We start from the raw sequence: 26,492 nt of genomic DNA, 5'->3' as shown, positions 1-26,492 counted from the left end.
GCGGGGCTGCGCTGGGTCGGACGACTCATCCCGGTCAGCCCTTCACGGATCCACTCATGAGTCCGCTCACCAGGTGCCGGCCGAGAGCGAACAGGAGCACCAGGATCGGTACGACGGCGAGGATCGCGGCCGCGGTCAGCGGACCCCAGGCCCGGCCGAAGGCAGTGATGTAGGAGTAGATGGCCACCTGCACCGGTCGCAGGCTGGGGCTCTGCACGAGCACGCTCCCGGCCAGGAACTCACTCCACGCCCCGATGAAGACCAACATTCCGGCGGCGAAGAGGCCGGGCCGGCACAGGGGAATGATCACCCGGACGAGAATTCCCATGTTCGAGAGGCCGTCGATCTTGCCGGCTTGGTCCAGCTCGGTGGGCACGCCCTCGATGGCCCCCTTCATCACCCAGGTGGCGAGTGGCAGATTGAGGGCCAGATAGATCACCGGCAGGGTGTACCACTGGTTACTGACTCCCAGCGCGGTGAAGTAGATGTAAGTGGGGACCACCAGGATCGCCGCACCCATCGAGAGCGGAACACAGGCGACGATGATGTAGAACACCAGCTGCCTCAGCCGAAATCGGAGGCGGTCCAACGCATAGGCCGTCATCGACGCCAGGATGACGGCGACGCAGGTCGCGGCGATGCCGTACCCGAGGCTGGTCATGAATGCGGTGCCGAAACTACCGAAGATGACAGTCTCGTAGTGCTGGGTCGTGGCGCTGAATCCCCACAACTTTAGCTGCGGTGACAGGATCTCCTGGACTGGCTTGAGCGATGTGGCCATGCCCCACAGCACGGGAAGCAGGTTGACCACGGCGATGATGGCAACCCCGACCATCGCCGCGAGGCGACCGGCAAATGCTTTCTGCCGCTGGCGGTTCATTGGTCTGGCCTCCCGATCCTGCTCATCCTCGTATAGGCAAGAACAAGGAAGATGTTGATCACCATGGCCGCGCTCGCTAGTGCCGCGGCCCCGCCGAAGTCCAGATCGGTGAACGCCGTCTGATAGATCTGCAGTGCCAACGTCATGGTGGCGTCCCCGGGACCGCCACCGGTGACCACCAGTGGTACCTCGGCGTTGTTCAGGCTGCTCACCAGCAGGACGATGACGACGATGGTCAGCGACGTCCGCAACAGCGGAACCGTCAGCAGCCAGAAGCGTTGCAGCGTCGACGCGCCGTCGACCCTCCCGGCCTCGTAGATCTCCGCGTCGACCGACTTCAGCCCAGCCACGAGCAGCAGCACAGCGAAGCCGAGCGTGCGCCAGGTGGCCACCAGGATGAGGCTCACCATCGCACTTGCCGGTTCCAGCAGCGGGGTGATTCTCGAGCTGAAGAGAACGTCGGCCAGCCAGGACCCGATGCCCAGGCTCTCCAGCCAGGTCCACCGGAACAGCAGGGAGGCCACCACGGTGGAGAGCACCCACGGAACGATGACCACGACCTGCATCGCCAACGAGCGATTGCGGGTGAGTCGATCGAGCCAGGTGGCGATCGGGAGGGCGAGGGCCACGGTGAGCAAGACGGTGCCGGCCACGAAGACTGCGGTGCGGATCAGCAGGGGCACGGTCGAGGGCCTGAACACCGTCTTCTGCCAGTTCTCCAGACCTGCGAAGCCAGCGACGGTCGCCAGCCGGAGATCCAGCAGGCTGTACACGAACGCGAAGAGCGTGGGCAGGACCAGGACGATCAGCAACAGGATCGCGGTCGGTGCGAGGAGGAGAGCGGCGAGGCGCCGCTCCCCTCCCCGGATTGTTGGTGCAGCTGCCATCAGTCAGCGGCGAATTCTTCGGCAGCGTTCTGCAGTGCCGTTGCCGGATCCTGCCCGTTGGTCATCACATCGAGCACGATCTGGTTCATCACCGGGCGATAGTCTGGGCCGCTGCCGGCCGGCGGCAGCCAGCCGTCGTCGAATGCGGCATCAGCCACCTGGAGGAACTCCGGCAGCTCGAGCTCCTCGGCCGTGGACTGCCGCGCCGGCGACTGCCCAGCGGTCTCCACCCACAACCGGTCCGCCTCGGGACTGATCAGGTGGGCGGCGAGCTCAGCGGCAGCCTCCTGGTGCTCGCTCCCCGACCAGACCCCGACGGTCCAGCCGTTGATTGCATTCGACGTGCCCTCACCGGAGGGGAACAATGCGAAGCCGGTCTGGTCCTCACCTGCCTGTTCCTGGATCGTCGGCACCCGAGTGGCCGCGGCCATCGCAGCAACACAGTTGCCTGCCGAGAACTGCTCATAGGGGTCTTCGCTGCTCCAGGTGACCGAATCGGGCGGCGTGATGCCGTCCTCGACCAGACCCACCGTGTACTCGAGCGCCCCGACGGCCTCCGGGGTGTCCCACATCGGCGAACCGTCGTCGGCGAACAGGGTGCCCTGGTCGTGGATCATCCGGGCCGCGAGCGTCGTGACATCGGAGGTGGCTTCACTGAAGCCTTGGCAGAAGCCCCACTGGTCGTCGTCAGCGAGCTCGCTGACGGCGTCGGTGAACTTGTCCCAGGTGTCCAGGTCCTCCGGTGAGATACCGGCCTCCTCGAAGAGGTCCGCTCGGTAGAGGTACCCCATGGCGACGCGGGAGAGCACCGCGCCGTAGGTCTCCTCCCCTTCGGTCAGCCGCTCCCAGAAAGCGTCGTTCAGATCTTCTTTGTCCTCGTCTGAGAACGCACCGGAGATGTCGGAGAACAACTGATTCTCGAGCACCGGATCCAGGTCCAGGACGGTAACCCACGCGAGGTCAGGTGCATTGCCCGATGCTGCCGCAGCCATGAACTGCGGGGCGAGCATCGACCACTGCGAGGTCTGGACCTCCACGGTGACGCCTTCGTGTTCTTCTTCGAACGAGTCGATCAGCTCACGCAGTGCGACATCTCGTCCGGTCTGCCCGTTCGGGTCAAGGAACGTCGACATGGTAAGGGTGATGGGTTCGCCTTCACCGGGTTCGCCTGACCCACAGGCTGCAAGACTCAGGGCGGATACCATCGCGACACCGGCTAAGGCACCCTTGTGGTGCTTCTTCATCGTCTGTCCTCCTTTGGACTAGATTCCGAACTTCTGTGGTTCATCTCTGGAGTTCATGTCGCGGTCGGCCCAGGGGCCGGCCGGCCCCTGGGCCGACGGTTTCAGGCCTTGAGGACGAGGAAGACCGAGCCCTTCGCCTGTCCTGTTCCGGTCACCGCGCCACGGACACGCAGCCAGCCGCCGAAGTCGCGCACCGCCCAGGACGTCACGCGCTGATCGGCCACGTGGGTACTCACCCCCTCGAGCGGGCACCAGTCCAGCCCGTCCGGTGAGATCTCCGTGTCGAGGCGGAAGTCGAAGGCCTCCGGGGCCTCGTCCAGCACCACGAACCATCGAGCCTCGCGCGCCCAGGCGACCTCGTAGGGCTCCGTGACGAACTCCGCGTCAAACTCAGCGTTGCGTTCGATCAGGACAGTCAGCGATTCATTCACGGTAGTCACCAGTCAATCGAGATGAGAGCGGAGTCGATGTAGAGGAAGTTGCGCACGTCGGCATGGGTGCGCACCGAGAAGTAGAAGTTCAGCAGGCCGTTCAGCGAGCGGTACTTCTCGGTGTACAGCGGGACGTCCACGTGTGTGGTGTCGTAGGTGATGTCGTTGACCTGGAGCTCGACGTTCGTCCGCGTCTCGGTGTCGAACTGCCAGCGCAGGTAGTGCCAGTTGATCTTCGTCGGTACCTCGTTGTAGCAGAGGTCCTGCGGCTCGCTGAACGGCTTCCAGTCGTCCGGGTTCGGAGCGGTGAAGTCGTCGAGCTTGCTGTAGTTCACCTTGCCGTCGAAGCGCTCCTTGCCCGTCGGCTCCACCACGGTCGGGGCGTACCACCGCCGATCGGGGACATTGTCCATCGTGGTGTTCATGTACCGAGCGACCACGTGGTAGCGGGTGCCGTCGTCCATGTCGCTGCCGAGGGTGAACGCCCCGAACAGGTCCTCGGACGGGTGGTAGTTGCCGTCCCACTCCTTAGGCGGTGCGTTCTTCGGGTCCAGCGCCCTGGCCTCGGACTTGTAGGTGAAGTAGGCCTCCAGCTGGACCTTCCCGCGCACCGGCATGGTGAGCCGTCGGATCGCGGTCGCGGTGTGCCCCTTGACCGGCCGGGTCGCGAGCTTCATCGCGTACGTCCCGCTCACGGCACCGTGCGTGCCCACGTCATAGAAGTTGCACGAACTGATCTGCGGAGGGCGGAAGTCCGACATCTGCGGCTCCATGGTGTCCAGGTTGCCCGCGGCGTCGTAGTTGCCGGAGAGCTGGACCCAGCCGTGCAGGCCGGAGTTGAAGTCATCGTGAGCGATGATCCGCGAGAGCGGGTTGAACTTCGTCACCCCCGGGGCCGCTTCGGAGACTGCCCGCCTCATCGTGGCGTAGGTGGGCGTTGCTAGATCGGTCACGACAGTTCCTCCAACGTTGGTGGTGAATGGGTCTCGAACCGAGCCGCAGCATCCGTTGCTACGAGCGATACGTCGTCCTCGTACCCGTATCTCAACGTTTATATATTAACGTTGAGATTAATGCAAGGGTCTCGACCTGGCAGATCGGGACGGCCTCTGTCAGCGGAGGTCAGAAGCCACCGATGCCGGACCTGGACCGCACACGACTCCGGCTGCTCGGTCAGGTCAGGTCGAGATGTGGTCCTGCATGTGGTGGATCTTCTCCCGCAGCCGCGGGTAGGTGTCGATGTAGGCGTCAACGAAGTAGGCGTACTCGCGGTGCCGTTGGGGATCCGGCTCCACGGTCGTGGTCCGGTGCACCATCGCATCGGCGGCAGCCTGGACCGAGTCGAACAGCCCGGCCCCTGCCGCCGCGAGGATAGCCGAGCCGAGCACGGCCGCATCGCCGACCTGGGTGATCGCTATCGGCACACCAGTCACGTCGGCGTGCATCTGCATCCAGTCCCTCGAGTGCGTGGCACCCCCGCAGGCGACCATCTCCTGCAGGTGCAGCCCGGCAGCACGCATCGACCTGAGGATGTGCTCGGTGCCATAGCAGACCCCCTCCTGGATGGCGCGATAGAGGTGCTCGGGACCATGGTGCAGACTCAGCCCCCAGACGATGCCGCGCGCCCGCCCGTCGGTATAGGGCGTGCGGTTACCCTGGAAGTATTCGTTCACGACCAGCCCTTCGGCACCTGGTGGCAGATGCCTGGACCGTTCGTTAAGCAGGTCGTAGACATTCTGACCGCTGGCCGCGGCAGTGGCGGCGACGTCCTTGGCGAAGTTTTCTTTGAACCACTTCAGCACAGATCCTGTCGATACCTGCCCACCCTCGACGGTGTACTGCCCGGGCAGCACGCCGTCGGTGTATGCGCCGAAGAACCCGGGTCCGGACACCGGTGTGCCGCTCTGCCCGGAGAGTACGTGGGAGGATCCGGTGATCAGCGCCATGCGGCCCGGTTGGAGCACGTTCAGCCCGATCTGGCCGGCCCATGCGTCCGCGGCGCCCTGCGCAACAGGGGTACCCGGGACCAGGCCGAGCTCCTGGGCGGCGCGGGTGGTCAGGGCGCCGACGGGAACGCCAAGGTCCACGACCCGACCGGGCAGCTTGTCGAGTGTGTCGCCAGCGCCCAGGTGTTCATAGAAGTCCTCCGGCCAGCCGCCCTCGTCTCGGTTGTAGTACATGCGATGTGCCGCCGAGTTGATGTTGACGGTCCACTCCCCGGTGAGCCGGTGAGTCACCCAGTCCGGGGCGTCCAGGAGGTACTTCGTGGCGCGGTAGATCTCCAGCTCGTGCTCCTTCAGCCATGCGGCCTTGAACGGGTACCACTCCGGGCTGGCGGGCCCCGTGCCATCGCCGTTGTACCGCCGAGCCACCGACGAGCTGGAGTCCGCGCGGCCGGCCTGCTCCACTGCGCGCACGTCCATCCACATGATGGCGGGGTGCAGCTCGTTGCCGCGGGCATCCATCGCCACGACTGTCATCGTGGTGGCGTCGTAGGATATTCCCTCGATCTGCTCGGGCCGCACGTCCGCCTCGCGCAGGCACCTCGCTGTGGACGCCGTCAGCGCAGCCCACCAGGCGTCTGGGCTCTGCTCTGCCCAGCCCGGTCGCGGATGATGGGTGGGATATGGGGTCGCCGCGAAGGCGGACGGCGCGCCGGTGACGTCGATGACGGCGACCCGGCAGCTCTCGGTGCCGAAGTCGATGCCCAGCACGAAGGGACCCTCGGAGCGTGGTGGCGTCATCATGATCTCCCTCTTCTTCGAGTCGGTGCGGTCGATCATCCGGCATGACCTGGATGGTCCGATGCGGATGGTGCAGCGGGCAGCAGTGCTCTGCGACGAGGTTACCGGGCACTCGGGTCACTCGCTGTAGGCGCTCAACGGAGCGCTCGGTGACCGGTGCGGGCGGGGCTACACTCCGGACCAACACCCACAGGAAGGGCCCACCGCTGATGTCGACGCCGGACCACGACCTCCGCGATCCCCTCGCCCAGCTGCGGGAGGCGTTGCCGCAGGTGGAGGTGCTCAGCGCCGTCGAGGAGCTCCAGGCCCACCGGTGGGACCGTGCGCTGGACCCGGACGCCGGCACTCCCCTGGCGGTGCTGCGCCCGCGCAGCACGGAAGACGTGCAGGCGATCGTGCGCTACGCGGGCGAGCACGGCATCCCGCTGGTGCCCCGCGGGGCCGGCTCGGGACTGTCCGGGGGAGCCTCCGCCGTCGACGGCTGCCTGGTGGTCTCCATGGCGAGCATGACCGACTATGAGATCGACCCGGTGACCCGGATGGCGGTCGTGCAACCGGGGGTGATCAACGCCGACCTGAAGGCCGCGGCCGCAAAGGTGGGGCTCTGGTACCCGCCGGACCCGGCGAGCGTGGGGTTCTCCTCCATCGGCGGGAACGTGGCCACCAACGCCGGCGGGCTGTGCTGCGTGAAGTACGGGGTGACCACCGACTACGTGCTCGGGGTGACCGTGGTGCTCGCCGACGGCACCGCCGTGCAGCTGGGTGGGCCGCGGCTGAAGGAGGCCGCCGGGCTGAGCCTGACCAAGCTGTTCGTCGGCAGCGAGGGCACCCTGGGCATCATCACCGCCATCGTGCTGCGGCTCATCCCGCCACCACCGCCGGCGTGCACCGTGGTGGCCACGTTCGCCGACCTGGAGGCCTCCTGCCGGGCCGTGCTCGAGGTCGCCTCCACCGTGCGGGCCTCGATGCTGGAGTTCATGGACGGTGTGGCCATCAACGCCGTGGAGGATGTGCACGGCTACGGGCTGGACCGCACCGCCCGCGCGATGCTCATCGCCCAGTCTGACCAGCCCGGCGATTCCGGCACCCGCGAGGTGGAGGCGATCGCTGAGGTGTTCGGCCGCCACGGCGCCACCGAGGTGCTGCTGACCAGCGACCAGGCCACCGGGGAGACCTACACTGCCGCCCGCCGCGGAGCCATCCCGGCAGTGGATGCCAAGGGCCGGCTGCTGCTCGGGGACGTAGGCGTACCGCTACCGAAGCTCGCCGCCCTGGTCACCGGTATCGCCGACATCTCCGCCGAGCACCAGGTCCCGATCAGCGTGATCGCCCACGCCGGAGACGGCAACACCCACCCACTGGTGGTCGTGGACCCCGAGGACACCGACATGGCCACCCGCGCCGAGGTCGCCTACGGCCAGGTGATGGACCTGGCCATCGCCCTGGGCGGCACCATCACCGGAGAGCACGGCGTGGGCCGCACGAAGAAGGCCTGGCTACCGGACTACGTGGGCGAGGACGTCCTCGCGCTGAACCAGCGCATCAAGGACGCCCTCGACCCCCGGGGGCTGCTCAACCCCGGCGCCATCTTCTGAGTCCGCGGCCGCGCTGATCGACTCACTCACACCGGCCCCGCGGACCGCGATCAGACCTGCTGCCCCCGCGCCGCAGCCCGGATCTGGAACCGGCGCCCGGTGATCGTGGTCGGTTCGATGCGCACCACATGGGGTTTGGAGTTGCCCTCCCACGGGGTGACCGGCAGGTCCATCGCCTCCAGCACCTCGTGCAGGGAACGCACCTGCCGGGCCTTGCCGGTCACCACCACGCTCCAGGCGATCCCGGTCTGCAGGTCGTAGCCGTCAGCCTCGTAGGCGACCATCTGGCCAGTGGCCGCAGCGAGCTTCATCCCGGCCCCGGTGCGGAACACGACCGTGCCCCGGTCCACCACGTGGTTGACCGGGAAGATCGCCGGCTCACCGTCGATCACCACGGCCAGGCGCCCCACCGGGGCGGACCGCAGCAGCTGCAGCGACTGATGGACGGCCAGGTGCTCGGTCTCGTGCTGGTGCCCGGTCTGGTGCTCGTGCTCGGTAGCCATGGGACCAGCCTGGCGGCGCGCCCGCAGTGCGGTAAGGGTCTTAGGTCCCGGCACCGGGACCCCGCGCCCGGGCATCGCCGCCGACCGTTGCCCGGGCAGCAGCGAGCCCCAGCCTGGCCAGGATCGCCGAGACGTGGGCGCGCACCTCCTGCTCCGCCAGCGAGAGCCGCTCGGCGACCTGCGCGTTCGTCAGCCCGTGGGCCACGTGCTCCAGCACGCTGCGCTCGGCAGGGGTGAGCCGGGCCAGGGCGCGGTCCTGCGGGAACGGGTCGGTCCACGCCCGCTGGAGCCGCTGCACCCGGCCCGGGGGCAGCAGACCTGCGCCGGAGGCCACTGCATGCACCGCCTCGTTCAGGCCGATCGCTCGGATGTCCTTCAGCAGGTAGCCCGAGGCCCCAGCCAGCACAGCGGCCGTCAGCGCCTCCTCCTCGTCGACCGAGGTGAGGATCAGCGCCCGAGAGCCGGGACATGCCGATCGCAGCTCGCGGCAGACCTCGACCCCGGAGCCGTCCGGCAACCGCACATCGATCACCGCCACGTCCGGGCACAGGGCCGGCAGCAGGCGCCGGGCAGCCGTGGCCGTGCCGCACTCGCCCACCACGTGCAGCCTGCGGTCGGACTCGAGCAGCTCGCGCACCCCTCGGCGGACGATGTCGTGGTCGTCGAGCAGGAACACCCGGATAGTCATACCACCAGCATCCGCTGCCGGACCGGTACCACCAGGGACCTTCAGCCCACGGTGCCCGCACCGCTCACAACGGCACCCACCACACCAGGCGGGTGCCACCACCCGGCGCTCGCTCCAGGCTGAGCGCACCACCATGAGACTCTGCCCGCTCGTGCAGGTTCTGCAGGCCGCTGCGGCGCACCACCGCATGGTCGATGCCGTTGCCGTCGTCGCCCACGCTCACCTCGAGACGGTCCGCAGTGCACCTAACGGTCAGGTGTGCGCTGCTTGCGTCCGCGTGCCGGGCGATGTTCGCCAGGCTCTCCCGGGTGACGGCGAGCACGTCTGCAGCGACCTCAGCGTCCACAGTGTCCACACGCCCGATCAGCTGCAAGGTCGGGCGGAAACCGAGCGTCTCCGCTGCGGTGACGACGAGCATCTGCACCGCCCGGGAGAGCCCGTGCGGCCCGCTGACGCCGCGCAGCTCGAAGATGGTCCTGCGGATGTCCTTGATCGCCTCGTCGAGCTCGTCGACCGCTTCCTCCAGCCGCTGCCGCACCACCGGGTGGACCGCAAGCCGGGAGGCCGCCTGCAGGGACAGCCCGGTCGCGAACACCCGCTGGATCACGTGGTCGTGCATGTCCCGGGCGATCCGGTCCCGCTCCTCCAGCAGACCCAGCCGGGTGCGGTCCAACCGGGCACGGGAGGCCGACAGGGCGATCGCGGTCTGGTTCGCCAGCTCGGTGACCAGACCGGCCAGGTCCGCCTCGCCGGCATCCCTGCTGGACCGCCACCCCAGGGCCAGCACCCCCAGGTCGTCCGCTGCAGTCTGCAACGGTGCCAGGATGGCAGCGTCGCACGGCGGCCCAGGGACCAGCGCACACGCCTCACCCGCCAGCCCGGACTCTGCTGTGGAGTCCGACCACTCGGTGGTTCCCGAGCCGATCAGGTCCGACCAGCCGGCGCCGTGCAGCAGCTGGCCACGCCCGCCGCTGGGGTGGGAGGCGACCACCTCCAGGGCTCCGACCTCGTCGTAGAGTGCCACCAGCCCACCGGCGGCACGAGTGTGCCCGCAGGCCTTGGCGAGCAGGCGTCCGGTCGCCTGCGACTCCGGGGTGCCGTTCAACAGCTGCCGGGTCATCTCCCCCACGATCTGCGCGCAGGCACGTTGTCTGCGGGAGTGGTCGTAGGCGCGGGCATGCTCGATGGCGATGCCGGCGGCGACCGCCAACGCCACCAGGATCCGTTCGTCGTCCTCGGTGAACGCCTCCCCGGAGGACTTCTCGGCGAGGTAGAGGTTGCCGAAGACCACCTCACGCACCCGCACCGGGACCCCGATGAAGGTCCGCATCGCAGGATGCCCCTCCGGCACGCCGCACGAGTCCGGGTGCGCCGCCAGGTCGTCGATGCGCAACGGTCGCGGATCCCGCAGCAGCAGGCCGACCACACCCCGCCCGTGCGGCTCCTGACCGATCGCGGCCCACTGCTCGGTGCTGATGCCGTAGGTGATGAACTCCCCCAGCTGGCTGTCCCCCTGACCGAGCACCCCCATCGCCCCGTACTGCGCATGGACCAGCTCGCACGCCGATCGCACGATGCGGGACAGCACGTCGGACAGCTCCAGGTCCGCGGTCACGGCCAGCACCGCACCGAGCAGGGCCGAGATGCGGCGGGCGGCGTGCGAGGGAACACCGGTGCGTGCACAGAGCTCCCCGATCAGCTCATCCACATCCAGGACGGCTGTCTGTGCTGTTGGACGGCGCCCACCAAGTCGTTGGCCGGATTCCATGACCGCGCACCTCACGAGGAAACCCAAGGATCACCTGAGTGACCTGCCTCCATCCTAGGCGAACGCAGGCTACTCCGCCGCAGATCGGTGCGGTAGCACCGCGGACGGTCGTCAGCGGGTGAGCACCGAGGCGGCCATCATCCGCAGCGGCGCCTCCCGGGCCAGCAGGTGGAGCGGATCCCGGGTGAGCAGCGTGCCCGGCCGCCCGTGGTGACGCCTGGCCACGGCGAGGTCGACGAGCGCGGAGCCTGCGCCGTCGGCGGTACAGATCGCATCCAGCAGCGCCCGGTCCGCCAGCGACAGCACCGCCTCGCACCCGGGTGCGGCCTGCAGCAGCGCGCGGGCCACCTGGGCCAGGTCGGCGCGCTCGGCTGCTGTCCAGGTCTGCGGGTCGGGCCGGTGGTAGACCGCACCGAACAGGTGGATGCGCAGGTACTTCACCACTGCTGCGCGCCGCTGGGTCAGGTCCAGCCGGGTGAACCAGTGCTGGCGCAGCAGCCGGGTGAGGAACTTCAGCTCCTCGGCCACCGGGCGGGCGCTGTAGGTGATCCGGTCGGCGGCGTCCTCCCCGATCACGTAGGCGGGGCCGCGCCGGTCGAAGGCGACCGCAGCGTGGAACCACAGCCGGGTGACGAAGCCGACGTCGTCACCGGTGGCCACCGCCTCGTCCAGGCGCAACCCGAGCCGGGCGATCGTGGCGGTGGAGACCAGGCCGAGCGGGGCGGAGCGGTAGCAGAGCCGGTCCTTGACCCCGTCCAACCGGGTGCGCCGCCAGGGCCGGGTCGGTGGCGTAGGCACCGCGCGCCCGCCACGCTCCAGCCGGGCGATCACCGCCTCGGCGCCGGTGCGCTGGGCGAGCCAGTACCAGGAGGAGACCGCCCCGGGCTGCAGGGTGTCGTCCGAGCCCATGATGGCCACGTACTCGCCGGTGGCGGCTTCGATGCCGGCGTTGAACGGACCGGCGGGTCGGCGCTGCCCGTCGTGGTGCTCCAGCCAGCGCACCTGGTCACGGTGGGCAGGGTCGACAGCGGCCCGGATCTGCGCGGTGTCGATGTTGTGGCAGACGACGGTCAGCCGGGTGCCCTGGCCGTTGTGGTCCAGCACGGAGCGCACCGCACGGGCGATCGGCCGCTCGGGGGTGTGCACGGCGATCACCACGTCCACCCCGGGACGGTCCTGCTCCTCGGGGCCCTGGTCAGTCACAGCGGGTGGCGCGGGTGTAGACGTCCGCGTACTGGGCGGCCACCTGGTCCGCGGCGAACCGGTCCCCGATCGTGGCCGCCACGTCCGAGGCGTTCAGGTGCCGGGTGCGGTGCTCGACGGCGGAGATCGCCTCCGCGTACGCCTCTGGTTCCTGCTCGCTCACCAAGGCGCCCACGCGGGGGTCGATGTACTCCCCCTGGCCTCCGGTCGCCCCGACCACCACGGGCCGGCCGGCCACGAGCGCCTCGGCTGCAGAGACGCAGAAGTTCTCCCCCTTGGTGGGCAGGAAGAACAGGTCCGCGGCCGCGAGCGCGGCTCGCACGCCGGCGGCATCAGCACCTCCGGGCAGGCGGACCAGGTCGGCCACCTTCTTCTTCCTCGCCCGGCGGGCGACCTTCTCCCGCAGCGGCCCCTCCCCCACCCAGGTGAGCCGGGCGGGGGTGCCGCGGTCGGCCAGCTCGGCCACCGTGTCCACCGCCAGGAGTGGATCCTTGCGGTCCACCAGGCCGCCGACCGCCACCAGCCGGGTGGGGTTGCGGGGGCGGATCGGACGTTCATCGAGGTGCTCCGGTGGCGGCACGATGCACGGGATCACCACCGTGGGCGCGCTGCCGCGGCGGTTGCGGATCGGGCGGGCCAGGTAGTCGCACACGGCGGTGACCACATCCGGGCGGCGGAGCAGCGGCCACAGCAGCGGCAGGGCCAGGCGCCAGCTGAGCGGCACCGTGCTCGGGGTGGTCAGCGCGGACCAGTGCTCGGTGTGCACCCAGGGGGCTCTCGGGCGCCACCAGGCCATCGGCAGCAGGGTGGAGAACGCCATCGTGTGCACCACGTCGGCGCCACGCAGCTGCTGGCGCAGTGCCCGCCCGGCGCGGGCGATGCCCACCGGCGAGCGGGTGGACATCGGGATGCGCACCACGTCCAGGCCCTCGTGGGTCAGGTGGCGGGTGCCGTCGTCCTGGTGGGGTGGGACCAGGTGCACCACGCGGATGTCGCTGACCTCCTTGCGGGTGCGGATCGCCTGGATGTCGGCGTGGGTGAAGGTGCCGGAGGTAGGGGCGACCTTCGTGGGGAACCAGGTGGTGACGGCGACGACCTTCATCAGCACCCGCTCTCCAAGGAACGGCGGTCAGTGGTGGTGCGCACAGTTATGAGTATGGCCCACCTGGTGCCTGGGGCGCTGGTTGGGCGGCAAGGTCGGCCAGGGCGAGGAACCCTCCGGCGTCCCAGGCTGCCCGGCCGACGAACAGTCCGGACACCTGAGGCAGGTCGAGCAGGTCGCGAGCGTTGTCCAGCGAGACCGAACCGCCGTAGAGGACCGGGCGGGCGGGCCCAGCAACACGTGCGATAGCGGTGACCACGTCGCGGACCTGCTCGGGTGTGGCCGGGGTGCCGTGCTCGCCGATCGCCCACACCGGCTCGTAGGCGAGCAGCACCCGGGTGGTGGCCGGAACACCGGCGAGTGCTGCGCGCACCTGTGCAGTCACCGTGTCCAGCGCCGCGCCCGCCGCCCGCTGCTGCGCTGTCTCCCCCACGCAGACCAGCGGCAGCAGCCCGTGCCGGAGCGCGGCGTGCACCTTGAGGTTGACGCGCTCGTCGGTCTCGGCGAAGTGCGCGCGGCGTTCGGAGTGGCCGATCTCCAGCAGCCGGGCGCCCGCGTCCTTGACCTGCGGCACCGAGACCTCCCCGGTCCAGGCGCCCTCGTCCTCCCAGTGCGCATCCTGGGCGCCCACGAGCACAGCACCGCCCGGTGACAGCACCTCGGCCACAGTGGCGATCGCCGTCGCCGGTGGGATCACGAAGGGGCGTATCCCAGGTGCCCAATCACATCCGGCCAACACCCGAGCGTAGGCTCGCGCCTCGGCGAGCGTCTTGGTCATCTTCCAGCTGGTGCCGATCCAGGTGGTCTGCTCAGTCACAGCGTTGCTCGGCGGCCTCGGCCAGCAGGTCGCCGCTGTCATACCCCTCGATGGCGGCGACCTTCGGCCCGGAGCTGGAGCTCGGGTCGAAGGTGTAGGTGAGCCACTCCCGGGCCAGGCGCCGGGCGAGCTCGATGCCCACCACGCGCTGCCCGAAGCAGAGCACCTGGGCGTTGTTCGACAGCACCGACCGCTCCACGGAGAAGGAGTCATGGGCGGTGACCGCGCGGATGCCGTGCACCTTGTTCGCCGCGATCGCCACCCCCATCCCGGTGCCGCACACCAGCAGCGCCCGATCGGCCTTGCCCTCGACGACCCGCTGGGCGGCGGCCACGGCGATGTGCGGGTAGTCGGTGGCGCCACCCTCGTCCACACCCATGTCGGTCACCTCGTCGACCAGTTCGCTGGCCTCGAGGTCCGCCTTGAGCACTTCCTTGTAGTCGAATCCGGCGTTGTCCGCGCCGACGACGATCCGCAGTCCCATCTCATACCTCCTTGGTCACAGTGGCGCACACGAGCGCGAACGACGTCGCACCCGGGTCTGCATGGCCGACCGAGTGGTCGCCATGGGTCTTCGCGCGCCCCTTCTTCGCCTGCAGCGATGCGGTGCTGCTCGCTGCCTCGGTAGCCACCTGCACGGCGGCCGCCCAGGCGTCGGTGATCACGTCCCCGGCAGCCACCCGCTGCGCGAGCGTCTGGGCGAACGGGATCGCCGCGTCCATCATGGTCTTCTCACCCAGCTCTGCCTTGCCCATCGCCGTCATCGCGTCGACGGCGGAGGTCACCGCCTCGGCCACGTCACCGGGGGACGGGGCGTCGGTGTCGCCGAGCCGGTCACCGGCGGCGACCAGGGCCGCACCCCACAAGGCACCGGAGGTTCCCCCGGCGCTCTCCGCCCAGGCCTCACCCACCTCACGAAGGAACGTCCCGAGACCGACGCCGTCACCGATCGCCTCGTGGCCGCGCTCGGCGGCGCCGACCACACCGAGCACCATGCCCTGGCCGTGGTCGCCGTCACCGGCGACCGCGTCGAGCTCCCCGAGCTCGGCCTCGTGCTCCTTGAGCACCTCGACCACCTCATCGAGCAGGTGGAGTGCCGCCGCGGCTGCCCGCTGGGACGGCTCGGCACCGGCGCTGCGTTCGGCGACCACCTGCTGCGGCAACGTGGCGCGACGAGGGGGTGCCGCCGTCGCGCCGGAGAAGGAGCCACGCCGGAAGGCGGGAGTGTCCACCGGGGCGCGCCAGAGCTGTTCGAGCTCCTCATCCAGCAGCATCATGGTGACGGACAGGCCCGCCATGTCCAGGCTGGTGACGTGCTCGCCGACCTCGGGTCCCACCAGGGTGAAGCCCTCTGCCTCGAGCCGGTCGGCGACACGGGCGAACACGACGAACTGTTCCTCGTAGGTGGTCGAGCCCAAGCCGTTGACCAGGACGGCCACCCGGTCGCCACGGTCGGCGGGGAGGGCATCAAGCAGTCGGTCGACCAGGTCGTCGGCGACCTCGTCCGCAGTGCCCAGCGGCACCTCGCTCAGTCCTGGTTCACCGTGGATGCCCAGCCCGATCGCCAGCGAGCCGTCGGGCACGGTGAACAGCGGCGCCTCCGCCCCGGGCAATGTGCAGCCGGACATCGCCACCCCGATGGTGAAGGTGCGCTCGTTCGCGTGCTGGGTGACCCGTTCCACCTCGTCCAGGGACCAGCCCTGTGCAGCGGCGGCACCGGCGATCTTGAACACCGGTAGGTCACCGGCGATCCCGCGGCGCTCGGCATGGTCCTCGGCGGAGGCGATGTCGTCGGTGACGGTGAGGATTCGGGCCTCGATGCCCTCCTTGGCCAGCATCTCCACGGCACGGCTGAACTGCAGCACGTCACCGGCGTAGTTGCCGAACCCGAACAGCACGCCACCCCCGGCGTGGGCGGCGCGGGCCACGGAGACGGCCTGGGAGGCTGAGGGGGAGGCGAAGATGTTGCCGCAGACGGCGCCGTGGGCCATCCCTTCCCCGATCCAGCCGGCGAAGGCGGGATAGTGCCCGGACCCGCCGCCGAGGACCACGGCGACCTCACCCGGTGGTGTCTCGGTGGCGCGCACCGCGCCGCCGTGGGTGGCCATCACCCGGTCGGGGTGGGCGCGGACGAAACCGGCGAGCACGTCGGCTGCGAAGTGCTTCGGGTCGTTGACCAGGTGCGTCATGGTGTTGGAGCCTCCAGCTTGGCGTGCAGGATGCGGCGGATGTAGTCGCGGTTCGTGGCCGAGACGCTGAGCCCGTCTCCACCGTAGTGCTCCACGCACATCGGGCCACTGAAGCCAGCCTCCAGGGCCATGCCGATCGCGGTGCGGTAGTCGATGTAGCCGCTCTCCAGCGGCGCCGGGGCGGAGAAGTAGGCGCCGGTGGCCGGGTCGTAGTCCCGCAGGTAGTTCTTCAGCTGCCAGTAGTTGGTGTGCGGCAGCATCCGCTCCAGCATCACCTTCCAGTCCTCCACTGGTCGGTGCAGGCGGACGATGTTGCCGATGTCCGGGCACAGACCCACGTTGGCCAGGCCGATGTCGGTCTTCAGTCGGACCGAGCTCTCCGAGGTGCCCAGGTAGGTGCCCTCGTACATCTCCAGGGAGATCTGCACACCTGCGCGGGCCGCCTCCTCGCCGATCGTGCGGAACCCGTCGACTGCTGCCGCCCAGACCGCCGGGTCGTCCGGGTCTTCCTCGCCCTGGGCGAGCCAGAACCAGTGTGCCTCCTGCTGGGCCTGGGTCAGCGGCTGGTGCAACCCGAGGCACACCATCTCCACGCCCAGCTCACCGGCTGCCCGGACGGTGTCGATGGCGAACTGCAGGTTCGCGGCGGCACGGTCGGGGTCGGCGTCGATGATGCTACGCCGTGCCAGCGGCACGGCGCTGATCCGCAGCCCGTACTCCCCCAGGGTGCGCAGCAGGGACTGTCGACCTACGTCGTCGAGCTCGGAGATGCGGATGTGGGAGGTGAACAGGTCGATCTCGGTGAAGCCGGCGGCAGCGACCTCGTGGAACGCCGGCCGCCAGGCGGACGGGCCCGCAGTGGTGACGTCGCGACCGTCCGGGCTGGTGCCGGCAAGCTGGGGCAGGCCGACGCCGATCGGCCAGGTCTCGGCAGTGGGGCGGGACTGGTTCATGCGTGGCTCTCCTCGTGGGTGTCGTCGGGCGTCTGGGTGCCTGGTGTCTGGGTGCCTGGCATCGGGCCGAGGTCGGCGAGCAGGCGGCTCATCCCGGTGTAGGCCTTGGCGCGCCAGGCGTTGATCTCCTCCAGCGTCTCGGGCGGGTAGTCGCGGAACAGGCCGCGACCGTTCTTCATGCCGTGCCGGCCGTCGGCGACCGCCTCGGTGAGCACTTCTGGTGCCGAGAAGCGTTCGCCGAGCTCGTCCTGCAGCAGGCCGAAGCACTTCTCGTAGACGTCGAGCCCGGCCATGTCCAGCATCGCGATCGGGGGGATGAACGGCATCCGGAAGCCGAGCGTGGTGCGCAGCACCGTGTCCACGTCCGCAGCGGTGGCGTGCCCTTCGTCGACCAGCAGCAAGGCCTCGCGGACCAGGGCGTACTGCAGCCTGTTGAGCACGAAGCCCGGGGCATCGCCGACCACTGCACCGACCCAGTCGGCGCGGGCGAGCATCTCCTTGACCGCGGCGAGCAGGGCGTGGTCGGTGTGCTCGCCGACCACGAGCTCGACGCCGGGCACCAGGTGCGCCGGGTTGCTCCAGTGCACCACCAGGAACCGCTGCGGGCCCTCGACGGCGCCGGCCATCCGGTGTACCGGGATCGTCGAGGTGTTCGAGCCGATGATCGCCTCCGGCCGGGCGGCGGCGGAGATGCGCGCGAGCACGTCGTGCTTGATCTCGAGGACCTCGGGCACGACCTCCTCGATGAAGTCGGCGTCCCGGGCCGCCTCCTCGAGGGTGGGCGCTGCGGAGAGGTTCGCCGCCACAGCCTCGGTAGTTCCTGCTGGGAGCAGGCCCGCCTCGACGTCGCGGGCCACGTCCCGCAGCGCCCGGTCCCGGCCGGCCTCGGCCAGCTCGGGGGTCGCGTCGGTCACCGTGACCGTGACCCCGGCCGCTGCGAGCCGTTGTGCGATGCCGGTGCCCATGTAGCCGGCGCCGACGATGGCGACCCGCTCGATCCGCTCCATCATGCGTTGCGTTCTCCTCAAGCTGCGATGCTTACTCATCTGATGAGTCTGTCTCTACCGTAGTCGGGTTCTCGACCGGTGACCAGCCTTCCTCCGCCCTTTCCTTGAGCCTGGTGGCCCGAACTGATCAGCACAGTTCCCGTGCAGACCGGCGAACCTCTGGCAGCATGGACCTATGCCGACCACACCTGTGAAGTCCACGCGCGGCGCCACGCGCACTGCTTCGGACGGCGTGGTGGAGCATCTCGAGCACCTGATCTTCGATGGCGAGTTCCACCCGGGGGACTCACTGCCCTCGGAGAGCGAGCTCGCGGCGTCGCTGCAGGTGAGCCGGTTGACGGTGCGGGAAGGAGTGCGCTCGCTGGCCGCGCGCGGGCTGGTGGAGGTGAGCCACGGCCGCCGGCCGGTGGTCACTGCGCCGAACGCCAGCCAGCTGCGGGACTTCTTCTCCTCGACCGTGCGCCGCGACGCCAGCGGGCTGCTCGAGCTGCTGGAGGTGCGGCTGGCGATCGAGGTGCACGCCGCCGAGCTGGCTGCCAGGAATGCCACCGGACCGCAGGTCGACTCGCTCTATGCCGCGTTGCAGGCGATGGCCTCCTCCGACGATGATGCCGCGTTCACGGCCGCCGACCTGCGGTTCCACCACGCCATCACCGAAGCGAGCGGGAACCGCATGATCAGCCTGCTGGTGGAGGGGATGGTCGACCCGCTGAAGACCGGTCGGCTCCTCAGCCTGCGCGGCTACCTGCAAGGCACACCCGACCTGGACGCCCTGATCGCCGAGCACCGGGCCATCGTCGACCGGATCGCCGCCCACGACCCGAAGGGAGCGGCGCGGGCGATGCGGTCGCACCTGGCCACCACTCGTCGGGACCTGGTGCGCGGGCTCTCGGGCTAAGCAACAGCTCACTTCACGGCACCGAAGGTCAGCCCCTGCACCAGTCGGTCCTGCGCGGCGATGCCGACAGCGATCACCGGCAGGGAGACGGCCAGCGCTCCGGCCGAGACCGTGGCCAGGAACAGGCCCTGACTGGAGACGAAACCGGTGAGGAACACCGGCGCCGTCGTCGCTGCCGTCCCGGTGAGCACCCGGGCGAAGAGCAGGTCGTTCCAGCTGAAGATGAAGCAGATTAGGGCGGTGGCGGCGATCCCAGGCGTGGCGACGGGAAGGATGACCTTGCGAAGGATAGTCAGCAGGCTCGCCCCGTCCAGCTGTGCCGCCTCCATCAGCTCGACCGGGATCTCGGACAGGAAGGACTGCAGCATCCAGACCGCGATCGGCACGTTCATCACCGTGTAGAACACCGCGAGCAGGAAGATGTTGTCGAGTCCACCGATCGCCTTAGCGAACAGGTACAGCGGCAGCAGAGCAGCGACGATCGGCAGCATCTTCGTGGTGAGGAAGAAGAACATCACGTCGCGCCATTTCTGCACCGGTCGGATGGAGAGCGCGAAGGCAGCGGGAAACGCCAGCACGAGGACCAGGATCACCGATAGCAGTGACGCCGTCAGTGAGTTCAGCAGCGGCGGCCAGGGGCTGATCCCGGCGCCACCGAAGAACGCGCGGAAGCCGTCAAGGGTCAGCGGTGCGAACAGCGACGGCGGGTTGGTGGCGGCGTCAGTTTCCGAGTGCAGTGCGGTAAGTACCATCCACCCGATCGGCGCAACGGCGATCAGCGCGACGATCCAGGCGGAGATACCGACGAGCATCCGGCGCCGGGTGCTGCTGGTGCGGCGCTGCTGCAGACGAGAACGCGGCTGCAAGGTCAAGGTAGTCATGTCCGGCTCCAATCGGCCTATCGAGCGTTCTCTTTGAAGAGGGACAGCAGCACCCGCAGCGTGAACATCGCGATGATGATCGTCCCGATCACCACCACGACTCCGAGCGCGGAGGCCAGGCCGTAGTCGTTCGCCAGGTAGAAGGTCTTGTAGACGGCGTAGGGCAGGTTGGTGGTGTCGAGGCCACCGGCGGTGAGCATGAAGATGGCGTCGAACTCCTGGACCAGGTAGATGCTGCCGAACAGGCCGCCCAGCTCCAGGTAGCGGCGCATGTGTGGGAGCGTCATGTAGCGGAAGGAGTTCCAGGCGCCGGCGCCGTCCACGGCGGCGGCCTCCATCACCTCCTGGCGCCTGGACTGCAGGCCGGCCAGCAGGATGAGCATCATGAACGGGGTCCAGCGCCAGATCAGTGACAGCGCAATACCGACCAGCGGTGCCGTCGAGAGCAGATCCGGCTGCGGCGGTGAGCTGCTGCCGAACGCCGACCAGACCGCTGTGAGCGTGCCGTTGATCAGGCCATAGGACGGGTTCAGGATCGCGTGCTTCCAGAACAGCGCGCCAGCCACTGGCACTACCAGGAAGGGCAGCACCAAGAGACTGCGGACCACGCCGCGGCCGAAGAACTTCTCGTTCACCAGCAAGGCCACGGCGAAGCCGAGGACCATGCTGCAGACGACCACGATCGCGGTCAGCTGCACGGTGAAGGCGATGGTGTTGCGCAGCTCAGCATCGGCCAGCACCTGGGCGTAGTTGGAGAGCCCGATGAAACCGATGTCGTTCGGGAAGAGGCTGTTCCACTCCATGAAGGAGACGATCAGCGTGCCGATGAACGGTAGTTGTGTCAGCGCGATCGTGAAGATCAACGCCGGCAGCAGCGGAGCGCGCAGGCTCCACCGGCGGGTCGCACTGCCCCCCTGGTGCTTGGGCGCCCGCGGGGCGCGGCGAGAGGTTTCCGGCGCTAACCCGGACTCCGGCTCAACGCTGCGAATCGTGGTCACAGTCGATCCTTCGCTCACTGTGTCCTCCGCCCCCGGTGGGCTGCACGAGCAGGCCACCGGGGCGACGGAGCGGACGGCGGACTACTTGTACTTGTCGCCCACCTCTTGGGCAGCGATCTGGGCCGACTCCAGGGCGTCCCGGACGGTCACGTTGCCGGCGATGGCTGCCGCGATCTCTTCCGAGACGCTGGTGCCGAGCGAGATGAACTCGGGGATGCCGACGAACTGCACTCCCGTGTACGGCCGGGGCTGCACCCCGGGGTCGTTGGGGTCTGCAGCGAGGATCGCTTCCATCGCCGCAGCGTAGAACGGCGCCCCCTCCTGGAACTCCGGGTTGTCGAACGTCGACTGACGCTTGCCGTAGGGCACACGTGACCAGTCGTACTTCTCAGCGACGAGCTGCTCGTATTCCTGCGAGCTCGCCCAGGAGACGAACTCCCATGCGGCATCCTGCTTCTCGGAGGCCGCCTGGATGCCCCATGACCAGGTCCACAGCCAACCGGAGGCGTCGGTCAGCTTCACCGGTGACTGGGCGTAGCCGACGTCACCCGCGATGGGTGAGCTCTCCGCCTCGACCGGACCACCGGAGTTGGTGGCGTCGACCCAGATGGCAGAGTCGCCCTGGAGGAAGCGGTTCAGGCATTCGGCATACCCGGCCTGGGCCGCGCCCGGCTCACCGTGCTCCTGGATCAGCTCCACGTAGAACTCGACGGCCTCGACCGTCTCCGGGGAGGTCAGCTGGGCGTCCCAGTTCTCGTCGAACCAGGTGCCACCGAACGTGTTGATCACCGTGTTCAGCGGTGCAAGCTGCTGGCCCCAGCCAGGTAGGCCGCGCAGGCAGATGCCGTCCATGTCGGTCTGCTCGTCGATGGTCGCGGCCAGCTCGGCCACCTCGTCCCAGGTTGGGTTGTCCGGCATCGTCAGGCCGAGGTCGTCGAAGACGCTCTGCCGGTACATGGTGAAGGAGGACTGGCCCTCGAACGGCATCCCGTAGGTGCGCCCGTCCGAACCGGTCATCGAGTCCATCATCGACGGCAGCATGTCGTCCAGGTCGAAGTCGGTGTCCTCGGCCAGGTAGTCGTCGATCGGGGCCACCCAGCCGTTGTCGGCGTAGAACGGGATCTCGTAGTTGGACAGGCTGGCAACGTCGTAGACACCCGCCTGGGAGGAGAACTCCTGGGTGATCTTGGCGCGGACGTCGTTCTCGGGCAGGAGGGTGAAGTTGACGGTGATACCTGTCTCCGGCGTGAAGTGTTCCGCCGTCATCTCGACGAGGTCCTCCTGTGCCGGAAGGTTGACGGCGATCACATCGATCGTGGCACCGTCGGTGCTGTTGCTGTCGTCGGTTCCGGCTCCGAAACCGCCAGAGCCGCAGGCGGCGGTGAACATCGCCACTGCCACTCCGCTGCTGGCGAGCGCGATACGCCTTCTGGTCACCTTCATGGTGACTCTCCTTCCTCTGATGCAAGCATCAGATCTGCGCTGGTGCGATTGAGCACCTCATCCCGGGCTCGACCGCGGATGGTGGAGCGAGCCGTGCTGTCGGGAGAGATGTGTTCGTGCTACGCCATGCCCAGAGATCGGATGGGCTGGGCGGGCAGATAGAGCGGGACGCTGAGGCGCCCATGCTCATGCGTGGTCGGCCGGGTGGCGGCTGTGGTGGTCGGTGGCGCCTTGGAAGACCTCACCCAGGTGCAGCAACAGGCCCTCCTCATGACGGCGACCCACCAGCTGGGCACCCAGCGGGGTTCCGCGTTCGCCGAAGCCGGTGGGCAACGCCAGAGCGGGGTGCCCGGAGTAGTTCACCGGACAGGTCAGACGCATGATCTCGGTGTTCCACACGTCGTAGCTGCTGCGCATCCGGATGATGTCCGTGAGCGTCGGCGAGGGTGTGCCGATGGTGGGCAGGAGGATTGCGTCCACCTGGCGGAGGACGCGGTCAAGGTCATGCCGGTAGGTACGTGCGCGCTCACTGATCGCGTCGATGTCTGCAGCAGTCGCTTGTTCACCCTGGTCGAGCACGTACTGCACTTCCGGACCAAACTGGTCCGCCTGCTCAGGTGGGTAGAGCTCGGCGAGGTCGGTGAGGGCTTCGTAGCCGACGAACCGGACCCAGTCCGTCGCCAGCGGCGCACCGTCGGGCAGCGTGACCTCGAAGATCTCGACGTCGAGACTGCCGAAGGTCCGGACGGTTTCCTCGATCATGGCTCGGGTCGCGGCGGAGACGGTCTCCAGGAGCTGGGGTGCGACGCCGATACGCAGCGGCCGATCTGTGCCACTCATCAGCTCACCGTTGCCGCTCGACGGTCCGGCGACCGCCTCGAAGAGCAGTCGACAGTCGCGCGCCGATCTCGCGAACGGCCCCAGTGTGTCCAGCGAACGGGACAACGCCAGCGTCCCGTCGGCCGGGACAGCGCCTCGTGTGGGCTTCAGACCGGTGAGGCCTGCGGCCGTCGCGGGACCCCGGATAGATCCACCGGTGTCCGACCCGAGCGAGCCGAAGCAGAGCCCGGCCGCAGTAGCGGACGCACAACCGCTCGAGGACGTCCCCACCCAGGTCCCGCTGTCCCAGGGATTCACCGGAACCGGGAGATCGATGCCGTGATCGGTGAGTGCCGCCTCCGACATCCGCAGCTTGCCGGTGATCACCGCGCCGGCCTCGCGTAGGCGCGTCACTGCTTCTGCGTCGGGCAGCTGCAGATTGGACAAGTGCTTCGAGCCGAAGGTGGTCGGTGCCGCGCTGGTGCCGTAGAGGTCCTTGACGGCGATCGGCACGCCGTGCAGCAATCCGCGCCAGCGGCCATCGCGGATCTCCTCCGTTGCCACGTGGGCCTCTGCACGTGCGGTCTGGGCCATCACCGTGGAGTAGCTGCGCAGCACCGGGTCGATGCGGTCGATCCGCTCGAGGATCTCCTCGACCACCTCCACTGGTGAGACCTCACCGGAACGGATGGAACGCGAGATCTCATCGATGCTCGCGAAGTGCAGGCTCATCTTCCGCGTCCATGCGTCGGGAAACTGGCGCAGTCGTCTCTGATCACGTCGTATCTCCTCTTCGAAATCTACGACGCATGATCCTATAGGTTTCTATACCTGTCAAGCTGGCATCACTGCCTCAGTGTCCCCCATGAACGCGACCACTGCGCACCTTCTGCCGAAGCGGTCTACACTCTTGGTGAGCCGAATCCAATAGGATTTGCCCACGATGAGGAGAGATGACGTCCCCGACCACCTGCGCGGCTGCGTCGAACTCCGATCGTGCGGCATGTGCTGCTGTCATCCTGTCGAGGACCTGCAACACCACAGGGCTAGATGGTGGACGAACCAGCCTGCAGGTGAACGATCGTGTGATGAAAGCAGCAAAGGCCATACGGCATGACTCAGGATGAACAACTGCGGCGCGAGCGCCAGGCGATGCGGACGGAGATCCATCAGATTGTCTTCGACCGGTTGACGACGAACATGTGGGCACCGGGCGAACGCCTCAGCATCGACGGCCTGGCTCGCGAACTGAACGTCTCCCCGACTCCGGTCCGTGAAGCGCTGGTCTCCTTGGAGCTCTCGGGCTTGATCACCTACCGACCCCAGCGAGGTTACGTCGTTGCTCAGCCGCTCGATCAGGATCAGATCGACGAACTGATCGACGCTCGCCTCGTCGTCGAGCGTGCTGCGCTGAGTCGCGCCTTCCGCAAGAACTGGCAGGATCTCGGCGATCAGCTGGCCTCAGCGCATGACGCCCACGTGCGGACCGCAGAACGCATCCAGCGGTCGGACAGCCTCGACTACGACCTGGTGCGCGACTATTTCGATGCGGACACTGAGTTCCACCGGCAGTTCCTGACGCTGGCTGCCAATGAGTTCCTCAGCTCGATGCACCTGTCGTTGGCCGCGCACGCACACCGGATGCGTCACATCTGGGCCAACGGACGAGACCGTCTCGATCTCGAGGAGACGCTCGAGGAGCACAGCCAGATTGCGACACGGGTCAAGGAGCGGAACCACGATGGCGCTCTGGAGGCACTCCAAGCGCATCTGGAGAATGTCGGTCAGCGGTTCACTGGCTGACCAGACCGCATGTAGGCACCCTCACCACTCGGCGAGGCTGCCATCCACTCGGTTCCAGGTGGGTGTGCGCCACCGGTGCGGGGACTGTGCTGCCCGGCGCACCTCCGCCTCGTCGATCTGCACGCCGAGGCCCGGCCCGGTGGGGCGATGGATGTAGCCGTCGGCGAAGGTGAACACGCTGACATCGAGCAGGTAGTCGGTCAGCTCCGCGGATCCGGCGTTGTAGTGGATGCCCAGGGACTGTTCCTGGATGAGGAAGTTGGGGCTGGCGAAGTCCACCTGCAGGGCGGCGGCCAGGGCAAGCGGACCGAGCGGGCAGTGCGGGGCGATCGCCACGCCGTAGGTCTCGGCGAGCGTGGCGATCCGGCGGGTCTCGGAGATCCCGCCGGCGTGTGCCAGGTCGGGTTGGAGCACGCTGATCCCGGCGCGCAGCACCGGCATGGCGTCCCAGCGGGAGTAGAGCCGCTCCCCCGTGGCGATCGGGACCGCCGTGCTGGCCACCACCTGCTCCCACACCTCAAGGCCCATCTCGGGCACCACCGGTTCCTCCACGAACAGCGGGTGGAACTCCTCCAGCAGCGGCAGCAGGCGGCGGGCGTAGCCCGGTGAGATGCGGCCGTGGAAGTCGATGGCGAAGTCGCCACTCGCGCCGAGCACCTCCCGGGCGGCACCGGCCCGGTCCAGGATGGCCGTGGTCTCCGCCAGCGAACCGAGGTGCTCGGTGGCGCCGGAAGCGTTCATCTTCACCGCGGTCAGCCCGGTGGCCAGCTGGGTCTCGATGGCGGCGGCCACATCGCTCGGGTCATCGCCCCCGATCCAGCCATACACGCGCACCTTGTCCCGCACCGGGCCGCCGAGCAGCTCGTGCACCGGCACCCCGAGCACCTTGCCCTTCAGGTCCCACAGGGCGTGGTCGATCCCGGAGACTGCGGAGCCGAACACCGGACCGCCGCGGTAGAAACCGGCACGGGTCATCTGCTGCCAGAGGTGCTCGATCCGGGTCGCGTCCTGTCCCAGGAGCAGGTCGGTGTACCCGTCGATGGCGCCCTGCACGGATTCGGCGTGGCCCTCCAGGCTCGCCTCGCCCCAGCCGATGGCGCCGTCGTCAGTCTCGATCCGGACAAGCAGCCAGCGCGGGGCGACCTGGAAGGTCTCGATGCGGTCGATGATCACGGTCCAACCGTACCCAGCCCGGCGAAATTGCTCGTCGATCTGGCTACGGATCGTGACCGATTCGACGAGCGAGTTCGGCACCCAGGAATCTGCTCGTGGATTTGGCCACGCAGGGCAGCCAGATCGACGAGCAATTTCACCTAGGGACCTAGATGTACCCGGCCAGGACGTTGGTGACACTCGCGGTGGTTCGTTGACGTGAGGAGGACCTCCGGGTGAGGTGTGGCTTGTCGAAGAGTCACTACCAGATCCCGGAGGTCCTCGTGTCCCACCGTAATGCCCGTCTGACGTTCCAGGGTCGCCTGCTGCTGGTGCGTCGGGTACGCCAGGAAGGGTGGGCGGTGGCCCATGCCGCCAAGGCGATGGGCATCTCGCGCAAGTGCGCCCACTACTGGCTCAAGCGCTATGACCAGGAGGGCGAGGATGGCCTGCACGACCGCTCCAGCCGGCCCCGCCGCAGCCCCCG

26 protein-coding genes are annotated in these 26,492 nt (G+C 68.4%); 5 read left to right on the top strand and 21 right to left on the bottom strand.

Features of this window, described 5'->3' with window-relative positions:
• Positions 1-34: 34 nt before the first annotated feature.
• From K338_RS23050 to K338_RS0114910, 6 genes are all read right to left on the bottom strand, one after another.
• Positions 35-880, bottom strand: a complete 846-nt coding sequence (locus tag K338_RS23050) for a carbohydrate ABC transporter permease (RefSeq protein ID WP_022918973.1) — start codon at positions 878-880, stop codon at positions 35-37.
• Positions 877-1,767: a carbohydrate ABC transporter permease gene (locus tag K338_RS0114930; protein ID WP_022918972.1), complete on the bottom strand. Its 891-nt coding sequence runs from the start codon at positions 1,765-1,767 to the stop codon at positions 877-879. Before K338_RS0114930 ends, K338_RS23050 begins: the two co-directional genes overlap by 4 nt.
• Positions 1,767-2,900, bottom strand: coding sequence for an extracellular solute-binding protein (locus K338_RS0114925; protein WP_022918971.1), 1,134 nt, complete (start codon positions 2,898-2,900; stop codon positions 1,767-1,769). Before K338_RS0114925 ends, K338_RS0114930 begins: the two co-directional genes overlap by 1 nt.
• A 212-nt stretch (positions 2,901-3,112) precedes the next feature.
• On the bottom strand, positions 3,113-3,442 hold the full coding sequence (locus tag K338_RS0114920; protein ID WP_027286886.1) for a hypothetical protein: 330 nt from the start codon (positions 3,440-3,442) through the stop codon (positions 3,113-3,115).
• Positions 3,443-3,447: 5 nt separating this feature from the next.
• On the bottom strand, positions 3,448-4,395 hold the full coding sequence (locus K338_RS0114915) for a DUF6772 family protein (protein WP_022918969.1): 948 nt from the start codon (positions 4,393-4,395) through the stop codon (positions 3,448-3,450).
• A gap of 225 nt (positions 4,396-4,620) precedes the next feature.
• A complete protein-coding gene (locus tag K338_RS0114910) occupies positions 4,621-6,186 on the bottom strand; it encodes an FGGY-family carbohydrate kinase (protein WP_027286884.1) in 1,566 nt (521 codons plus the stop codon).
• A gap of 1 nt (position 6,187) precedes the next feature.
• On the opposite strand from K338_RS0114910, the gene K338_RS26460 reads away from it, so the two are divergent.
• Both K338_RS26460 and K338_RS0114900 read left to right on the top strand, forming a co-directional pair.
• Positions 6,188-6,316 (top strand): hypothetical protein, encoded by a 129-nt coding sequence (locus K338_RS26460; protein ID WP_022918967.1) that lies wholly within the window; start codon positions 6,188-6,190, stop codon positions 6,314-6,316.
• Positions 6,317-6,395: 79 nt separating this feature from the next.
• On the top strand, positions 6,396-7,781 hold the full coding sequence (locus K338_RS0114900) for an FAD-binding oxidoreductase (protein ID WP_022918966.1): 1,386 nt from the start codon (positions 6,396-6,398) through the stop codon (positions 7,779-7,781).
• 50 nt (positions 7,782-7,831) lie between these two features.
• Here K338_RS0114900 and K338_RS23045 read toward each other — a convergent pair whose 3' ends face one another.
• From K338_RS23045 to K338_RS23020, 10 genes are all read right to left on the bottom strand, one after another.
• A complete protein-coding gene (locus K338_RS23045) occupies positions 7,832-8,284 on the bottom strand; it encodes a pyridoxamine 5'-phosphate oxidase family protein (RefSeq protein WP_022918965.1) in 453 nt (150 codons plus the stop codon).
• A gap of 40 nt (positions 8,285-8,324) precedes the next feature.
• The gene (locus K338_RS23040) at positions 8,325-8,972 is read right to left on the bottom strand and encodes a response regulator (RefSeq protein WP_022918964.1); all 648 of its coding nucleotides are present in this window, start codon (positions 8,970-8,972) and stop codon (positions 8,325-8,327) included.
• A gap of 64 nt (positions 8,973-9,036) precedes the next feature.
• A complete protein-coding gene (locus K338_RS0114885) occupies positions 9,037-10,680 on the bottom strand; it encodes a GAF domain-containing sensor histidine kinase (RefSeq protein ID WP_022918963.1) in 1,644 nt (547 codons plus the stop codon).
• 171 nt (positions 10,681-10,851) lie between these two features.
• Positions 10,852-11,943, bottom strand: coding sequence for a glycosyltransferase family 2 protein (locus tag K338_RS23035; protein WP_084481261.1), 1,092 nt, complete (start codon positions 11,941-11,943; stop codon positions 10,852-10,854).
• The gene (locus K338_RS0114875) at positions 11,936-13,045 is read right to left on the bottom strand and encodes a glycosyltransferase (RefSeq protein WP_027286882.1); all 1,110 of its coding nucleotides are present in this window, start codon (positions 13,043-13,045) and stop codon (positions 11,936-11,938) included. The genes K338_RS23035 and K338_RS0114875 overlap by 8 nt, the downstream gene beginning before the upstream one ends.
• Positions 13,046-13,091: 46 nt before the next feature.
• The gene (locus tag K338_RS23030; RefSeq protein ID WP_022918960.1) at positions 13,092-13,862 is read right to left on the bottom strand and encodes a triose-phosphate isomerase; all 771 of its coding nucleotides are present in this window, start codon (positions 13,860-13,862) and stop codon (positions 13,092-13,094) included.
• Positions 13,855-14,346 carry a ribose-5-phosphate isomerase gene (locus K338_RS23025; protein WP_022918959.1) on the bottom strand — a complete coding sequence of 164 codons (492 nt, stop codon included), beginning with the start codon at positions 14,344-14,346 and terminating at the stop codon, positions 13,855-13,857. The genes K338_RS23030 and K338_RS23025 overlap by 8 nt, the downstream gene beginning before the upstream one ends.
• Position 14,347: 1 nt before the next feature.
• Positions 14,348-16,051, bottom strand: coding sequence for a dihydroxyacetone kinase family protein (locus K338_RS0114860; RefSeq protein WP_022918958.1), 1,704 nt, complete (start codon positions 16,049-16,051; stop codon positions 14,348-14,350).
• Entirely contained in the window at positions 16,048-17,004 is a 957-nt protein-coding gene (locus tag K338_RS0114855) for a sugar phosphate isomerase/epimerase family protein (RefSeq protein ID WP_022918957.1), read from the bottom strand. The genes K338_RS0114860 and K338_RS0114855 overlap by 4 nt, the downstream gene beginning before the upstream one ends.
• Entirely contained in the window at positions 17,001-18,014 is a 1,014-nt protein-coding gene (locus K338_RS23020; RefSeq protein WP_022918956.1) for a 3-hydroxyacyl-CoA dehydrogenase family protein, read from the bottom strand. The genes K338_RS0114855 and K338_RS23020 overlap by 4 nt, the downstream gene beginning before the upstream one ends.
• A gap of 172 nt (positions 18,015-18,186) precedes the next feature.
• On the opposite strand from K338_RS23020, the gene K338_RS23015 reads away from it, so the two are divergent.
• Positions 18,187-18,909, top strand: coding sequence for a FadR/GntR family transcriptional regulator (locus K338_RS23015; protein WP_022918955.1), 723 nt, complete (start codon positions 18,187-18,189; stop codon positions 18,907-18,909).
• Between the two features lie 8 nt (positions 18,910-18,917).
• Here K338_RS23015 and K338_RS0114840 read toward each other — a convergent pair whose 3' ends face one another.
• The 4 genes from K338_RS0114840 to K338_RS0114825 form a co-directional block, all read right to left on the bottom strand.
• Entirely contained in the window at positions 18,918-19,790 is an 873-nt protein-coding gene (locus K338_RS0114840) for a carbohydrate ABC transporter permease (RefSeq protein ID WP_022918954.1), read from the bottom strand.
• 17 nt (positions 19,791-19,807) lie between these two features.
• Positions 19,808-20,788 carry a carbohydrate ABC transporter permease gene (locus tag K338_RS0114835; RefSeq protein WP_022918953.1) on the bottom strand — a complete coding sequence of 327 codons (981 nt, stop codon included), beginning with the start codon at positions 20,786-20,788 and terminating at the stop codon, positions 19,808-19,810.
• 81 nt (positions 20,789-20,869) lie between these two features.
• Complete coding sequence (locus K338_RS0114830) at positions 20,870-22,231, bottom strand: ABC transporter substrate-binding protein (protein ID WP_022918952.1); 1,362 nt, start codon at positions 22,229-22,231, stop codon at positions 20,870-20,872.
• A gap of 186 nt (positions 22,232-22,417) precedes the next feature.
• Positions 22,418-23,782 carry an amidase gene (locus tag K338_RS0114825; RefSeq protein ID WP_022918951.1) on the bottom strand — a complete coding sequence of 455 codons (1,365 nt, stop codon included), beginning with the start codon at positions 23,780-23,782 and terminating at the stop codon, positions 22,418-22,420.
• A gap of 381 nt (positions 23,783-24,163) precedes the next feature.
• Here K338_RS0114825 and K338_RS0114820 point away from each other — a divergent pair, with 381 nt between their 5' ends.
• Complete coding sequence (locus tag K338_RS0114820) at positions 24,164-24,853, top strand: GntR family transcriptional regulator (protein WP_022918950.1); 690 nt, start codon at positions 24,164-24,166, stop codon at positions 24,851-24,853.
• 21 nt (positions 24,854-24,874) lie between these two features.
• Here K338_RS0114820 and dgoD read toward each other — a convergent pair whose 3' ends face one another.
• Positions 24,875-26,026, bottom strand: a complete 1,152-nt coding sequence (dgoD, locus tag K338_RS0114815; RefSeq protein WP_027286880.1) for a galactonate dehydratase — start codon at positions 26,024-26,026, stop codon at positions 24,875-24,877.
• Between the two features lie 227 nt (positions 26,027-26,253).
• On the opposite strand from dgoD, the gene K338_RS23010 reads away from it, so the two are divergent.
• A partial coding sequence (locus tag K338_RS23010; protein ID WP_169579561.1) for a leucine zipper domain-containing protein occupies positions 26,254-26,492 on the top strand: 239 nt, incomplete at its 3' end.

It is taken from the genome of Ruania albidiflava DSM 18029 (assembly GCF_000421225.1).
In the GTDB taxonomy this organism is placed as follows: domain Bacteria; phylum Actinomycetota; class Actinomycetes; order Actinomycetales; family Beutenbergiaceae; genus Ruania; species Ruania albidiflava.
The sequence above is the reverse complement of the archived record's forward strand: the minus strand, read 5'-3'. Positions and strand labels throughout refer to the sequence as shown.